This is a genomic window from Flavobacterium sp. (assembly GCF_035299245.1).
Classification (GTDB): Bacteria; Bacteroidota; Bacteroidia; order Flavobacteriales; family Flavobacteriaceae; genus Flavobacterium.
The window spans coordinates 1-15,149 of the sequence record NZ_DATGWY010000007.1; the positions used below are offsets into that span (position 1 = coordinate 1).

At 34.6% G+C, this 15,149-nt stretch carries 15 protein-coding genes; 7 read left to right on the top strand and 8 right to left on the bottom strand.

From position 1 onward, the window contains the following. Positions 1-142 (top strand): T9SS type B sorting domain-containing protein (locus VK161_RS05220; RefSeq protein WP_324213805.1); only part of this gene is annotated, 142 nt, incomplete at its 5' end. Positions 143-215: 73 nt separating this feature from the next. Here the strand turns inward: VK161_RS05220 and VK161_RS05225 are convergent. Then, positions 216-1,415 carry a pyridoxal phosphate-dependent aminotransferase gene (locus VK161_RS05225; RefSeq protein WP_324213707.1) on the bottom strand — a complete coding sequence of 400 codons (1,200 nt, stop codon included), beginning with the start codon at positions 1,413-1,415 and terminating at the stop codon, positions 216-218. A 125-nt stretch (positions 1,416-1,540) separates the two neighbouring features. On the opposite strand from VK161_RS05225, the gene VK161_RS05230 reads away from it, so the two are divergent. Beyond that, positions 1,541-2,872, top strand: coding sequence for a PDZ domain-containing protein (locus tag VK161_RS05230; protein ID WP_324213708.1), 1,332 nt, complete (start codon positions 1,541-1,543; stop codon positions 2,870-2,872). A 30-nt stretch (positions 2,873-2,902) separates the two neighbouring features. Here the strand turns inward: VK161_RS05230 and VK161_RS05235 are convergent, their stop codons facing one another. Continuing rightward, on the bottom strand, positions 2,903-3,328 hold the full coding sequence (locus VK161_RS05235) for a DUF1573 domain-containing protein (RefSeq protein ID WP_324213709.1): 426 nt from the start codon (positions 3,326-3,328) through the stop codon (positions 2,903-2,905). A 383-nt stretch (positions 3,329-3,711) separates the two neighbouring features. On the opposite strand from VK161_RS05235, the gene VK161_RS05240 reads away from it, so the two are divergent. Next, on the top strand, positions 3,712-6,342 hold the full coding sequence (locus VK161_RS05240) for a valine--tRNA ligase (protein ID WP_324213806.1): 2,631 nt from the start codon (positions 3,712-3,714) through the stop codon (positions 6,340-6,342). Positions 6,343-6,396: 54 nt separating this feature from the next. On the opposite strand, the gene VK161_RS05245 is transcribed toward VK161_RS05240, so the two are convergent. Continuing rightward, the gene (locus VK161_RS05245) at positions 6,397-7,863 is read right to left on the bottom strand and encodes a hypothetical protein (protein ID WP_324213710.1); all 1,467 of its coding nucleotides are present in this window, start codon (positions 7,861-7,863) and stop codon (positions 6,397-6,399) included. Positions 7,864-8,135: 272 nt separating this feature from the next. On the opposite strand from VK161_RS05245, the gene VK161_RS05250 reads away from it, so the two are divergent. From VK161_RS05250 to yaaA, 4 genes are all read left to right on the top strand, one after another. After that, entirely contained in the window at positions 8,136-9,227 is a 1,092-nt protein-coding gene (locus VK161_RS05250; protein ID WP_324213711.1) for an efflux RND transporter periplasmic adaptor subunit, read from the top strand. Continuing rightward, complete coding sequence (locus VK161_RS05255) at positions 9,227-10,483, top strand: ABC transporter permease (protein ID WP_324213712.1); 1,257 nt, start codon at positions 9,227-9,229, stop codon at positions 10,481-10,483. The genes VK161_RS05250 and VK161_RS05255 overlap by 1 nt, the downstream gene beginning before the upstream one ends. A gap of 2 nt (positions 10,484-10,485) precedes the next feature. After that, entirely contained in the window at positions 10,486-11,160 is a 675-nt protein-coding gene (locus tag VK161_RS05260) for an ABC transporter ATP-binding protein (RefSeq protein WP_324213713.1), read from the top strand. 89 nt (positions 11,161-11,249) lie between these two features. After that, positions 11,250-12,008 (top strand): peroxide stress protein YaaA, encoded by a 759-nt coding sequence (yaaA, locus tag VK161_RS05265; RefSeq protein WP_324213714.1) that lies wholly within the window; start codon positions 11,250-11,252, stop codon positions 12,006-12,008. Here the strand turns inward: yaaA and VK161_RS05270 are convergent. The 5 genes from VK161_RS05270 to VK161_RS05290 all read right to left on the bottom strand — a co-directional run bounded on the left by VK161_RS05270 (position 12,005) and on the right by VK161_RS05290 (position 15,143). Continuing rightward, a complete protein-coding gene (locus VK161_RS05270) occupies positions 12,005-12,352 on the bottom strand; it encodes a hypothetical protein (RefSeq protein WP_324213715.1) in 348 nt (115 codons plus the stop codon). The two genes, yaaA and VK161_RS05270, sit on opposite strands and share 4 nt — an antisense overlap. A 214-nt stretch (positions 12,353-12,566) precedes the next feature. Beyond that, on the bottom strand, positions 12,567-13,139 hold the full coding sequence (locus tag VK161_RS05275; protein ID WP_324213716.1) for an aminodeoxychorismate/anthranilate synthase component II: 573 nt from the start codon (positions 13,137-13,139) through the stop codon (positions 12,567-12,569). Positions 13,140-13,445: 306 nt separating this feature from the next. Then, entirely contained in the window at positions 13,446-14,021 is a 576-nt protein-coding gene (locus VK161_RS05280) for a YceI family protein (RefSeq protein WP_324213717.1), read from the bottom strand. 22 nt (positions 14,022-14,043) lie between these two features. After that, on the bottom strand, positions 14,044-14,676 hold the full coding sequence (locus VK161_RS05285; protein WP_324213718.1) for an NAD(P)H-dependent oxidoreductase: 633 nt from the start codon (positions 14,674-14,676) through the stop codon (positions 14,044-14,046). 8 nt (positions 14,677-14,684) lie between these two features. Further along, a complete protein-coding gene (locus VK161_RS05290) occupies positions 14,685-15,143 on the bottom strand; it encodes a MarR family winged helix-turn-helix transcriptional regulator (RefSeq protein ID WP_324213719.1) in 459 nt (152 codons plus the stop codon). Between the last annotated feature and the right edge of the window lie 6 nt (positions 15,144-15,149).

Here is a 15,149-nt window from a genome sequence, read left to right on the forward strand (position 1 = left end):
ACAACTCAGTTCACAAAGTGAGGGTTGGAACGGTACCTACAATGGTCAACAGATGCCAGCGACCGATTACTGGTTTACGGTAGACTATACAGAACAGAATGCAGAGAAACAATTTAGAGCCCATTTTTCATTAAAACGATAGGTTCAAAAAGTACTTAAAATATAAAAGCTTCCTAAAATTTTAGGAAGCTTTTTTAATGTATAAAATAATAAGATTAATTAATCTTTGAATAAGTATCTAATGCAGCTTTCAATATTTGAACCGATTTAATTAAATCTTCTTTCTTTAAAACATAGGCAATTCTAACTTCGTCCAAACCAACATTGGGAGAAGAATAAAACCCAGCAGCTGGAGCAACCATTACTGTTTCACCATTGTAGTCGTAGGATTCTAAAAGCCATTGAGCAAAATCATCTGCATTCTTAACAGGTAATCGGGCTATACAATAAAAAGCTCCTTTTGGTGTGGCGACTTTAACACCATCAATTTTATTAAGTTCCAAAATAAGTGTATCTCTTCGATCTTTGTATTCATCAATAACTTCATCAAAATAGCTTTGAGGAGTATCTAAAGCTGCTTCACTGGCAATTTGAGCGAAAGTTGGCGGACTTAAACGGGCTTGAGCAAACTTCATGGCTGTAGCCATTACTTCTTTGTTTTTGGAAACTATACAACCAATTCGTGCTCCACACATACTATATCGTTTGGATACAGAATCAATCATTATTGCATGCTCTTCCAGTCCAGGAACATTCATCACTGAAAAGTGTTTGTCATTTTCATCATAAACAAATTCTCTATATACTTCGTCAGCAATCAAAAATAAATCATGTTTTTTAACAATTTCCGCTAATTGTAGAATTTCAGATTCAGAATACAAATATCCGGTTGGATTTCCTGGGTTACAAATCAAAATAGCTTTAGTCTTTGAAGTAATCAATTTTTCAAAAGCAGAAATTGGTGGTAAAGCAAATCCCTCGTCAATAGTAGATATCACAGGAACAACTGTTACTCCTGATGCTGTAGAAAATCCATTGTAATTGGCATAAAAAGGTTCCGGGATAATAATTTCGTCTCCCGAATCCATTGTGCTTCCCATGGCAAATAGCAATGCCTCTGAACCACCTGTAGTTATTATTATATCAGCCGTTTCAATTGGTAATCCATGATTTTTATAATAATTAGATAATTTTGTTCTGTAGCTCTCAAAACCAGCTGAGTGACTGTATTCAAGGACTTTGATATCTACATTCTTAACGGCATTTAATGCTACCTCTGGAGTTTTAATGTCGGGTTGACCAATGTTTAAATGGTATACTTTTACTCCTTTTTTCTTTGCTTTTTCAGCATAAGGAACTAATTTACGTATTGGAGATTCAGGCATTTGCTTGCCTTTATTAGAAATTGATGGCATATGGAAAAATTTAGTAGTGCAAATTTGCAATTTTTATTTTGATTTCGATTTTATTTTGATTTATAAATTGTTAAATTAAATATAAATGAAATTTTTTTTGATAATTTTATAAAAAAAATACTCCAATGCTAAACAAAGTTGTTCAGCTGCTTTTGTTGTTTTTTTTATCGACGAGTTGGTCCCAAAACGGGTTTGACATTGTAAACAAAAAAACAAAAGTATCTATACCTTTTAAATTTATAAATAATCTTATCATAATTCCAGTTGAAGTAAATGGAACCAAACTGAATTTTTTATTGGATACTGGTGTTAGTGAAACACTACTTTTTAGTTTAGACGAAACAGAACAAGTAAAGTTTGAAAATATTGAAAAGGTTTTTTTTACCGGTTTTGGCAACAAAGAACCGTTTGAAGGCCTCAAATCTTCTAATAATAAATTGGTAGTTAAAGAATATGTTGATAGTAATCATACTATATATATAGTTTTAGATCAAGAAATTAATATATCTTCTCAAGTGGGCTTTCCAATAAATGGTATTATTGGAAGTCATTTTTTTAAAAATCATCCCATCGAGATAGTATACAAGAAAAACAAAATTATTGTTTATGATTCACTATCAAGTGTTCTAAAAAAGCAAAGAAGTAAATACACTAAATTGCCAATTTCAATCGAAGAAGGCAAACCCTATATTTATGCTAAAGTAGCCTTAGAGAGTAAAAGTGAAGAGTTAGATGCTAAACTTTTGATTGACACGGGGAATAGTGATGCGATTTGGTTGTTTAAAGAAAAAAATACTTCAATAGTAATCCCTGAAAATAATTATTTGGATTTTTTAGGCAAAGGATTTAGTGGAAATATTTATGGTAAAAGAGCAAGACTCGAATTGTTTAGATTAGGTGATTTCAAGTTTAAAAAGCCATTAATATCATTTCCTGATTCTACTGCTTCTGGAGGAATTCAAATGGTTAAAGATAGGATAGGCTCGATTGGTTCTGAGGTAATGAAACGATTTAATGCTATCTATGATTATTCCAATAACACAATTTACCTAAAAAAGAACAGTAATTTCATATTGCCTTTTAATTTTAATATGAGCGGATTAGACGTTCAGCATGAAGGATTACAATGGGTTAAAGAAAATTATGAGGAAAACGCCGCAAGTGCTCAAGTCTCTTTTGAATCCGAGGGAAACACCATCACTAGAAGTTTAAAATACCGTTTTGAGTTAAAACCTAGTTATTCAATATTGAGCATTCAAAAAGGTTCTCCCGCTGATCTGGCCGGTTTGAAAGAAGGTGATATTATTGTCAAATTAAACTCAAATTACGTATATAATTATACACTTCAAGAAATAAAAGATATTTTACGCTCCGAGGAAGGACGAACCATTACAATAGAAGTAGAGCGTAAAGGAGTAATCATCAAAACCAAGTTTCAACTCAAAAGCATCATATAAAAAAAGCCCCGAATAATCAGGGCTTTTTTTTTATTGCATCGGTCCGGTTTTCTTTTTTTCCAGTGGATTAACCTCTTTCGGTACAATCACTTCACCTTTTATTTTTAACGAAATCCTTCCACCTTCATAATTAGAAGCATTACTTTCTACTGTAATGGTTTTTCTAATCGGTCCTGGATTCATATTGTATTTCACTTCAATTTTACCCGTTTTACCTGGCATAATTGGTTCAGTAGGCTTAGTTGGTACTGTACAGCCACAAGTCGATTGAACGTTTTTAATAACCAAAGGTTCATTACCCGTATTAGTAAACTCAAAAGCCCTCACTCCACTATCCGTATCTTTCGAAACAGTTCCGTAGTCAATTGTATTATCAGTAGCTTTAAACTCAATTTTCGCTTGAGAAAAACCTACAGCACTCATCAAAACAGCCGTAAATAGTATTATTTTTTTCATTTCTTTTAAATTTGGTTAGCGTAAAAATAGCTACTTTAAATTAATACACAAAAATTTAATTCTTAATTTTTTATAAAAGCAGTTATTACTTACTTTTGCATCAAGTAGTACAAAAAACATACCAATTTTTGGTTTTGCGAGTTTCGAAGCAATCAGGAGCAAATAGCTTGGTTTGTGTCAGCAATCCATTTTCCTGCTTTCGCCTTTATCTTTTTTAGGATAGCCTTCGTAACTCTTCAGACAATCCTAAAAAAAAGGATGTAGGCTCATACTAGCAAAGCGAACTGGCGAAGCATTAGGGCTGAATGAGAAACTATTGGGTTTTTTGTAACCTAGTTCGTAACAACTTTAAACTAAAGTAAACGATAAACAATTTAAACTATATAATGATTCCAGCTCAATTCAACGCACAAGAAGTAGAACAGAAATGGTACGACTACTGGATGAAAAACAATTATTTTTCTTCCAAACCCGACCATAGAACGCCGTATACCATCGTAATTCCTCCACCTAATGTCACAGGAGTATTGCACATGGGACACATGCTGAATAATACAATTCAAGACGTATTGATTCGACGTGCGCGTTTAAAAGGTTTCAACGCTTGTTGGGTGCCAGGAACCGATCATGCTTCTATTGCAACTGAAGCAAAAGTTGTGGCTAAATTAAAAAGTGAAGGAATCAATAAAAACGATTTAACTCGCGAAGAATTCCTAAAACACGCTTGGGATTGGACCGACAAATACGGCGGAACCATACTTGAACAGCTCAAACAATTGGGGTGCTCGTGCGATTGGAATCGCACTAAATTCACCATGGACGACGACATGTCTGCGTCTGTAATTCACTCATTTGTTGATTTGTACAACAAAGGATTGATTTACCGTGGCTATCGTATGGTAAATTGGGATCCAGAAGCCAAAACGACTTTGTCGGATGAAGAAGTTAATTTTGAAGAGCGTCAAGGGAAACTGTATTTTATTAAATACAAAATTGAAGGTTCTGAAGAGTTCTTAACAGTTGCAACCACACGTCCGGAAACTATTTTTGGTGATACTGCAATTTGTATCAACCCTAATGATGAGCGATTCACTCATTTGAAAGGGAAAAAAGCCATTATTCCCATTGCAGGAAGAGTCATTCCAATCATCGAAGACGATTACGTTGATGTTGAATTCGGAACGGGTTGTCTTAAGGTAACTCCAGCACACGACGTAAACGATAAAACGTTAGGCGATAAACACAATCTAGAAATCATTGATATTTTCAATGATGATGCTTCGTTGAATTCGTATGGTTTGCATTATCAAGGGAAAGATCGTTTTGTAGTTCGTACCGAAATTGAAGCCGAATTGCAACAAATCGGTGCCTTACTAAAAACAGAAAATTACACCAATAATGTCGGAACTTCTGAAAGAACCAAAGCAGTAATCGAACCTCGTTTGTCCGATCAATGGTTTTTGAAAATGGACGACTTGGTAAAACCTGCCATTAAAGCCGTTTTGGAAAGTGATGAAGTAAAACTATATCCTTCGCGTTTCAACAATACTTACCGTCACTGGTTGGAAAACATTCGCGATTGGAACATTTCCCGTCAATTGTGGTGGGGACAACAAATTCCGGCGTACTATTATGGCGATGGAAAAGAAGATTTTGTAGTTGCTGAGAATAAAGAAAAAGCGCTTGAGTTAGCAAAAGTTAAAATGGGTAACACAGCATTAACCTTTGATCAGTTAACTCAAGATGCGGATGCATTGGATACTTGGTTTTCGTCATGGTTATGGCCAATGGCCGTTTTTGGCGGAATTTTAGATCCAGAAAACGAAGATTATAAATATTATTATCCAACGAATGATTTAGTAACTGGTCCGGATATTTTGTTCTTCTGGGTAGCACGTATGATCATTGCAGGTTATGAATATGCTCATGAAAAACCATTTACCAATGTTTATTTAACTGGTTTAGTTCGAGACAATCAAGGGCGAAAAATGTCAAAACAACTTGGTAATTCTCCAGATCCGCTTGGTTTAATTCATAAATATGGTGCCGATGGTGTCCGTGTGGGATTGCTCTTGAGTGCTTCCGCTGGAAATGATATTTTATTTGATGAAGAATTATGCAACCAAGGCAAATCGTTCAGTACCAAAATATGGAACGCTTTCAAACTCATTAAAGGTTGGGAAGTAGCCGATATTGCTCAACCCGAATCATCTAAAGTAGCCATTGAATGGTACGAAGCGAAGTTGCAACAAACGCTAATCGAAATTGAAGATAGTTTTGATAAATACCGAATTTCAGATGCTTTAATGTCGATTTATAAATTGGTTTGGGACGATTTCTGTTCTTGGTTTTTAGAAATGATTAAACCCGCTTATCAACAACCAATTGATAAAGTTACTTTCGAAAAAGCCATCGAAATGTTGGAAAATAACTTGAAGTTATTGCATCCGTTCATGCCTTTTTTAACAGAAGAAATTTGGCAACGCATTACAGATCGATCTCCAGAACAAGCGTTAATCATTGCTGAATGGCCAAAATCAAAAGTATTCGATGCCAAACTAATCGCTGATTTTGATTTTACAACTGAAGTTATTTCAGGCATCAGAACCATTCGCAAAGACAAAAACATACCGTTTAAAGATACCATCGAACTAAAAGTAGTAAATACAGAAAAAGCTTCTACTTATTTTGATAGTGTAATTACTAAATTAGGTAACATTTCGGCATTAGAATATGTTACTGATAAAGTAAACGGCGCATTATCGTATCGTATAAAATCCAACGAATATTTTATTCCAATTACCGGAAACGTTGATGTTGACGCAGAGATAGCCAAATTGACTGAAGAATTAAATTATACCAAAGGCTTTTTAAAATCAGTGCAAGGCAAATTATCCAATGAGAAGTTCGTGGCTGGTGCGCCCGAGCAAGTCATCGCGAATGAACGCAAAAAAGAAGCCGATGCTTTGGCTAAAATTGCTACAATTGAACAAAGTTTGGCTGGTTTGAAATAAAGTTGCAATCCATTTATAATGCAAAATCCCGAGCTACAACTCGGGATTTTTTATTTAATCTTTTATTTTTTTCTTCAATTTTTTTAGTTCTTCTTCTGTAAAACCTATTTCTTTTGCATAGGTTATTATTTTTTGCTGATTCATTTTTTTCAAAGGAGAGTAGAAAATGAAATTACCAAAACTAAACATTGAATTCGAATTAGTATCTTCTTCGCTTAATAATTGTTTAATTACTTTAAGAACTTCTTTAGTGCCTCTTTCTTCATCAAATTTAATTATTTTTTCTGGGACATTAGGAGGAATTAGTGTGGATGGCATAGAGGTCATGTATCCTAAAAAATTAACCAATAATTCCCATGAACTTTCATCTTTAATAGTCGACATTATTTGTGCTAAATTTGACATAGTGCATGTCGAAATATTCGTTTGTAGTAGTTGATGGGTCTTTTCTAGAGAAGGCTTCCCGATTTTTTCTAAGATATCTGTGGCTTCATCTTCTAAACCATTTCCATGATTTGCATGCATTTTCAAAATGCTCAAGCAAATATCAATTACATAATTTTCGTTCTCTGTGTTTTTAATTTCCTTTAAACGAGTGAACTTTTCGGAGGAACTATTTTCACCAGAACTAAAGAAAACTATATTCTCGAAATTTTTTTCATTATAATCAAAATCAAAGCTATTAATCGCCATTTCATAGAAAAGTACTTTTTTTTGGTACTCTTTTTCTTTGACTTCGTTTCCAATTGTTTTGTATAATTCTTGAAGCTTGCCCAATAAATTAGGTTCTTTAGGATACATTGACGATAATGCCAATAGCCTTTTTTCGCCTTCTGAATAATTTTTATCTTGTATGTAGTTTTCTGCAATATTGAATAAACTATTGTCTCTGTATTCATCTATTGATGTCAATCGTTCAAAGTTAGTTGTTGATAGTTTAAAATTACCTTGAATCTGCTGAATTTTAGCAAGAATAAAAACATCCTCATAGCGTTCAGGGAATTTTGTAGTTAGGTATTCTAAGTCCAATAATGCCGATTTTAAATTTTCTTCTTTAAAATGTTCATCATCATAAGGAAGTTGATTGGCTCCAGATGTAAAAATTGAATTTCCATCTACATTGCGTTGCCCAACTCCAACCTGATACAGTTCCAAACTCATTTCTACTCTAGATTTTATTAATTCAGGAACACTTCCAAATTTTTCGATTGCTTCATCAATAGTATTAATTCCTTCAATTAATTTTCCATTACGAAATAAACTCATTGCATAAACATTATGAGCTTCATAACAATCGGGATTTGCTACTACTATTTTTTTGGAAGAAGCTACAGCAGCATCACTATTATTCATTTTAATAAAATTAACTGAATTCTCTAATTCTGAGACTGTTTTTTCATCACATAAAGTAATCTCTTTTTCGATTTGATTGTAATTGAAAGTTTTTCGAATGAAATTTTGTGATTGTATATTCAGAGAAAAAGAAAAAAATAAAACAATTGTATAGAGTACTGTTTTCATAGTTTAATCGGAATTAATGATGCTAATATCTAGTAAACGAATATAAGTTATTTTCAGTATCAATTTTCAAAAAATATAATAGCAATGACTAAAATTGCCACTATTGAACAAAGTTTGGCTGGTTTGAAATAAAGTTACAATCCATTTGTAATTAAAAATCCCGAGCGACAACTCGGGATTTTTAGTTGCAATTTATTAGCCAAAAATTAAGAATCATTCGTATTTTTTTTGTAAATTTAGGTGTTGTTTTCATCGTTTTAAAATACAATCTAATGCGGTATTCTTTTCCCATCCTTGTTCTCACTTTTTCTTTGTTGATGTCGTGTTCTAAAAAAGAAACTGACGAAATTCGACCTAAAGTAGGTACTATTACCGAGAGTGTTTATGCTTCGGGTGTAGTCAAAGCCGAAAATCAATACACTGTTTTTTCTACTGTAAATGGCGTGCTTCAAAAAATCAACGTTACCGTTGGGCAATCCATAACTCAAGGTCAGTCGTTGTTTCAAATCGAAAGTGAGAAAGCCGCACTCAACACCGAAAATGCACGATTGGCCTATCAGCTAAGTCAAGAAGACAACCGCTATATTCAAGACAAAATTTCGGATATGGAAACCAAAGTCCAAATGGCTAAAGATCGATTGGAATTGGATCAATCGGTATACAATCGTAATAAAAAAATAAAAGAATACAAAGTCATTTCGGAAGTCGAATACGAACGTGTAGAATTAGCCTATAAGAACTCTAAATCCAATTACGAGTCGGCTGTAAAGCAATTATCGCAATTGCGTTCCCAACTCAAAAACGAGCAAAGCCGCAACAACATCAATCTTAAAATCAGTGAAAAATCGCAAAGTGATTTCACTATTAAAAGCGCTTTTTCGGGCGAACTATTTGATGTCTTAGTAAAAGAAGGAACAGTAATTACCTCACAAACTCCTTTGGCAATAATTGGTAAGAAAAACGCATATGTTCTCGAATTGGATGTCGATGAAAACGATATGGTGCGCGTTACAGTCGGGCAAAAGTTAGTTGTAACCTTAGACAGTTACAAAGGAAAAGTGTTTGACGCAACCGTCGATAAAATTTATCCCATTATGGACGAACGCTCACGTACGTTTAAAATTGAAGCGCATTTTGATGTTCCGCCAGCCAAATTGTATCCGAATCTTACCGCAGAGGCCAATATTATCATAACTACTAAGAAAAATGTAATTACTATTCCTAAAAGTTATTTGATTGACGATGAATACGTTTTGGTCAATGAAGACGAGAAACGAAAAGTAAAAATTGGGTTGAGCGATTACCAAAATGTTGAAATCATAGAAGGATTATCGGCTACCGAAACCATTTACAAACCCCAATAATGAACTTCAAACTCATATTCAATATTGCAATTCATTTGCTTCGCGCACGACTCAAACAAACCGTTGTTGCTGCTGTTGGAGTGACTTTCGGTATTGCAATGTTCATTTCACTGGTGAGTTTTATGAACGGGTTAAACGATTTACTCGATGGATTGATGCTCAACAGAACGCCACACGTTCGATTGTACAACGAAATTAAACCTTCCGAAAATCAACCTATCAATTTATCTGAGAAGTATAAAAATGATGTCAATTTTGTCAACTCTGTTAAACCGAAAGATAGGGGAAAAGCCATTTACAACAGCAAAGCGATTATTCATAATTTAAAGAATGATGAACGCATCATTGATGTGGCGCCGAAAATAACAACGCCTGTTTTTTTTAATTCGGGAACTATCGAAATATCAGGTGTGGTAAACGGAATTGACGTTCAAGCCGAAGAAAAACTATTTACTCTTAGTGATTACATCATCGAAGGTAAAATAGCTGATTTAGCACAAAACAACAGTATAATTATCGGAAAAGGCTTGGCCGATAAAATGCTTTTAACCAAAGGCGATATTATTAAAATTACTACAGCCAAAGGTAATTTGTCTTCGATGAAGGTAGTTGGGATTTCACAGATAGGTATAGCCGAATTAGACGACACCATGAGTTATACTTCACTCGATATGGCTCAGAAATTGTTGGGCGAATCGACCAATTACATCACTGATATTCAAGTGAAATTGTACGATATTACTACTGCTCCTGAAGTGGCAAAAGAATTCAAAGCTAAGTTTGATTTGGACACGATTGATTATCAAACTTCCAATTCACAATTCGAAACCGGAAGTACCATACGAAGCATCATCTCGTATGCAGTGGGAATCGTATTGCTTATTGTGGCTGGATTCGGAATTTACAATATCTTGAACATGATGATTTTTGAAAAAATGGACAGCATTGCAATCCTCAAAGCTACCGGATTTTCTGGTAATGATGTAAAATGGATTTTTATTGCACTATCAATGATTATTGGTTTTACTGGTGGGATTTTCGGACTATTGTTTGGATTTGTTTTTACCAACATTATTGATAATATTCCGTTCAATACGGCTGCTTTACCCACAGTAACCACGTATCCAATTAATTTTAATCCGATGTTTTATGTAATTGGAATTTCATTTGCATTGATCACAACATTGATTGCAGGTTTATTTCCAGCGATAAAAGCCAGTAAAGTTGATCCGGTAGAAATAATTAGAGGAAAATAGTAATGAGCAACAAAGTATTAGAAACCAAAAAGTTAACCAAGTATTTCTACGACCCAATTAAGTTTCAGGTCTTAAAAGAAATTGATATGAGTATTGATCATGGTGAATTTGTTTCCATTGTAGGGAAATCGGGTTGCGGAAAATCGACTCTCTTGTACTTGCTTTCTACTATGGATACTGATTATGAAGGCGAATTGTATATTCACGAAGAATTGGTTACCGGAAAACCCGACAAGGATTTGGCTCAAATTAGAAATGAAAACATTGGCTTTGTATTTCAGTTTCATTATTTGCTTTCAGAATACAATGTTTTGAAAAATGTAATGTTACCAGGAATGAAACTCGGACAACTTTCGGAACAAGAAATCGAACACAATGCAATGGAACATTTACGCACATTAGACATGCAAGAACAGGCGTTAAAAATGCCCAATCAATTGAGTGGCGGACAAAAACAACGGGTTGCGATTGCTCGTGCATTGATTAATAATCCATTGATCATTATGGGAGATGAACCTACAGGAAACTTAGACAAAAAAAACAGTGATTTAGTGTTTGATATTTTCCAGAAATTAACTTTAGAAAAAAAGCAAACCTTGTTAATCGTAACGCATGATCCTGATTTTGCTTCGCGCACCAACCGAATCATTACGATGGAAGATGGTCGAATACTATAATTTTTACTGATGCGAGCATCAAAACTATTCATTTCTTCACTTCATCATATGATTTTCATTTCGTATTTTTGGAACACTAAAAATAAGTTATGAAGATTGTAATTTCTCCTGCCAAGTCATTGAATTTCGAAAAAGAACTGCCTACTCAAAGGCATTCAGAGCCGCAATTTTTAAAGCAAGCCGAAACCATTCAGAAAACACTGAAGAAGAAAAAGCCAAAAGTATTGGCACAATTGATGGATATTTCGGATAAGTTAGCCGAACTCAATTGGCAGCGAAATCAAGATTGGAAAATTCCATTTACGAATGAAAATGCGCGTCCGGCTGTATATGCGTTTGATGGAGATGTGTACGTTGGTTTGGATGTGTACACCTTGCCAGAGGAGAAATTAGACGTTTTACAGAGCAAACTCCGAATTTTATCAGGATTATACGGTTTGTTGCAGCCACTCGATTTAATACAGCCGTATCGCTTGGAGATGGGAACTTCAATAGCGATTGGTAAAAACAAAAACTTATACGAGTTTTGGAAGAAAACCATCACTAAAACATTAAATAGTGAATTACAAAAAGGCGAACTGTTTGTCAATTTGGCAAGCAATGAATACTTCAGTGCTGTTGATGTCAAAACGCTAAAAGTTCCAGTAATCACTCCCGAATTCAAAGACTACAAAGACGGTCAACTCAAAATGATCAGCTTTTTTGCGAAAAAGGCAAGAGGAATGATGGTACGTTATATTTTAGACACCAATGCTGAAACCATAGACGATCTAAAAGGATTCAACTACGAAGGTTATGCTTTTGATGCCAATTTAAGTAGCGGCAATAAATTGGTGTTTACCCGTTAAACGTACAAATATTCTTGGTATTCACGAAGGGTTTCACGAGTAGCTTTGCGTTGGTCACGCGAGAGTTCACGCATGGCTTCAACGCCTTTTTTGGCACATCGTTTTACTTTGGTTAGTTTGGAGGTAAACTCTTCTAATTTAGAAGCGTCTTCTGGGTCGAGTTTGGATTTGATTTCGTGAACAAAATCATTAAACTCTTTTACCACTTTTCGGTTTTCGTCATAATCTGATTTTAATTCATCTAATAACTCATCAATTTCATTTGAGATGTCTTTGCTGATGTCTTCACTTTTTTTGCGAAGATCTTCGATGATTTTTTTCTCGGTGTTTCCAAAAAGTCCCATAATTGAAAGTTTTAAATTAGTAAATTATTCACAGTCAATCAAATTTAACAAAAAAACAATTAAAGATTACTGGCTTGTTAATAAGTTGTTAAGTTTTGAGCAAAAAAACACGATAGATAAAATTTATAACAACATTCTATTTGGCTTTTAATCAGGCTTTTAATTGACTTTATGTAAATAATATTTTCGATTGTTAAGAATTTGTTTGTAGCAACTATTTTGCTTTAATCCAGTTAATTAAAATGGTTTTTCCTAACGGAGTAAGTATACTTTCGGGGTGGAATTGTACGGCGCACACATCAAACGTTTGGTGTTGTAATGCCATAATTTGATTGTCTTGATCGATGGCGGTGACAATAAAGTTTTCGGGTAGATCGAAAGGATTGATTACCCACGAGTGGTAGCGACCGACTTCTATTGTTGAGGGGAAATTGGCAAATAATCCTTTAGTGTTTTCTAAAATAGTGATTTTGGAAGCGACACCATGGTATACTTTTTCTAAATTAATTAAACTACCGCCAAATACTTCAGCAATGGCTTGTTGGCCGAGGCAAACTCCGAGTATCGATTTAGTTGGAGCGAATTCTTTGATGATTTCGTTTAGGATTCCGGCGTCTTTGGGTAAACCTGGTCCGGGAGAAAGAACAATTTTATTAAACGGTCGTACATCGTCGAGTTCGATTTCATCGTTGCGGAAAACGGTTACTTTGCAATTTAAGTCTTCAAAATAGTGGACTAAATTGTAAGTAAAACTATCGTAATTGTCTATGATTAGTACCTTGGTCATGGTGCAAATATAGTTCTATTTACTACAGATTTGCAAAAAGGACCTGCCTGCCGGCAGGCAGGTGGAAGTGGAAAGCCCACAGCGACGTAGGAGCGAGGACTTGAAGCGAACAGCCTGACCCGAAGAGGCGAGGCACGAAGCAAACGAAGGGATTTGCCCTGAAAAAATTACCGCAGACCTGTCTATCGGTAGACAGGTTCACAGATTTTTCTATTAATAGAATACAAGAATCTGTGAATCTGTGGCATATAATAAAAAAGCCCCAGAAAATCTGAGGCTAATATTGTAAAACAAACAACAAGTAAATTAGTATACTAAGTTTACTGTTAATTCGAATTCGTCGCTGATGGCTTTATCACCTAATCCGTCGAAGAAACTTCCAGAACCGTATTTGATTCCGAATTTAGTACGATCCACTTTTAAAGTAGCGGTTGCAGTTGATCGGCTAGTTGATTTTAGTACAAAAGTTACTGGATTTGTTTGGTCTTTGATCGTTAAATTAGCGCTAACATTAAAAGTACCATCTCCATTGTCAGAGATTAATTTGATTTCTAATTTAGCTGTTGGGTATTTATCTACACCAAAGAAATCGTCTGCTTTTAAGTGACCATCTAATTTTTCTTTTCCTTTACCTGCTTCTAAATCAGTTGTGTTTATGGATGTCATGTCTACTACAAACGAACCACCTCTGATTGATTTTCCGTTTACAGCGATTGTTCCGTCAGAGAAATTAATAGTTCCAGAGTGTTGACCTGTTACTTTTTTACCAACCCAAGTAATGGTACTTTTCTTTACATCGATTTTTTTGTTGGTTTGTGCTGTAGCAGTTAATGATCCTAAAGCTACGATTAGTGCTAATGCAATTGTTTTTAAATTTTTCATTGTTTTGAATTTTAATTAGTAATTATAGATTGATAAATAATTCTTCTGTTGATTTACGTACTTTAGCGTAGTGTTGAGTAGCGTCTTCTTCATGACGATACCCAATAGTTGCCACCACTGAGGCGTTTAAACCTTTCTCGGTTAAACCTAAAATTTCGTTGTATTTATCAGCTTCGAAACCTTCCATTGGTGTTACGTCAATTTTAAGTTCGGCTGCAGCATTCAATAAATTTCCTAATGCTAAATAGGTTTGTTTGGCTGTCCAATTTGATTTAGCCTCAGCTGAAAGAGCATTGATTTTTGATTTCATAAAATCTTTGTAACCTTGAACAGTCTCAATCGAAATTCCTCTAGTAGAAGTCATGTTATCAAAATAAGCATTGATTTCGTCATCACCAAATTGAGTCATGTTGGCAAATACAATCACTTGAGATGCATCTACAATTTGAGATTGTCCCCAAGATGCGGGTTGCAATTGTGCTCTTAATTCTGGGTTTTCAATGATGAATACTTTGTACGGCTGCAAACCATACGATGAAGCCGATAAACGAATGGCTTCTTTTAAGGTTTCTAAATCTTCGGCTGATACTTTTTTAGAAGCGTCGAATTTTTTGGTTGCGTAGCGCCAGTTGGCGTCTTTTATAAATTGTGTCATGGTATAAATTAATTTAAGTTTCTATATTTTTCTAACAATGTATTGAGTTGTAGTAATTCTTCTTGAGTGAGATTGTTGGCAAACAAACGTTCATTTTCGAGTACTTTCGGATCGAGTTCGGTCAATAAATCGAGTCCTTTTTGAGTGATGAGTACTTCTATTTTACGACGATTTTCCGGACACACTTCACGAGTAACTAAGTCTTTTAAAAGCAGTTTGTCAATCAATCGAGTAGTGTTACTGTTTTTGGCAATCATGCGCTCTTGAATGACACACATATTAGCTGGATTTCCTTTTTGGCCTCTTAAAATGCGCAGAACATTGTATTGTTCACCCGATAAGTCATAAGGCTTTAAGACGTCGTTGAATTTCTCAGCAATTACGTTTTGAGTGTACATAATGTTAAGTACAACTTTTTTGGCGTCGTCAATACTAACAGTTGATTTTATGATTTCTTCAATTCGCATAATTGT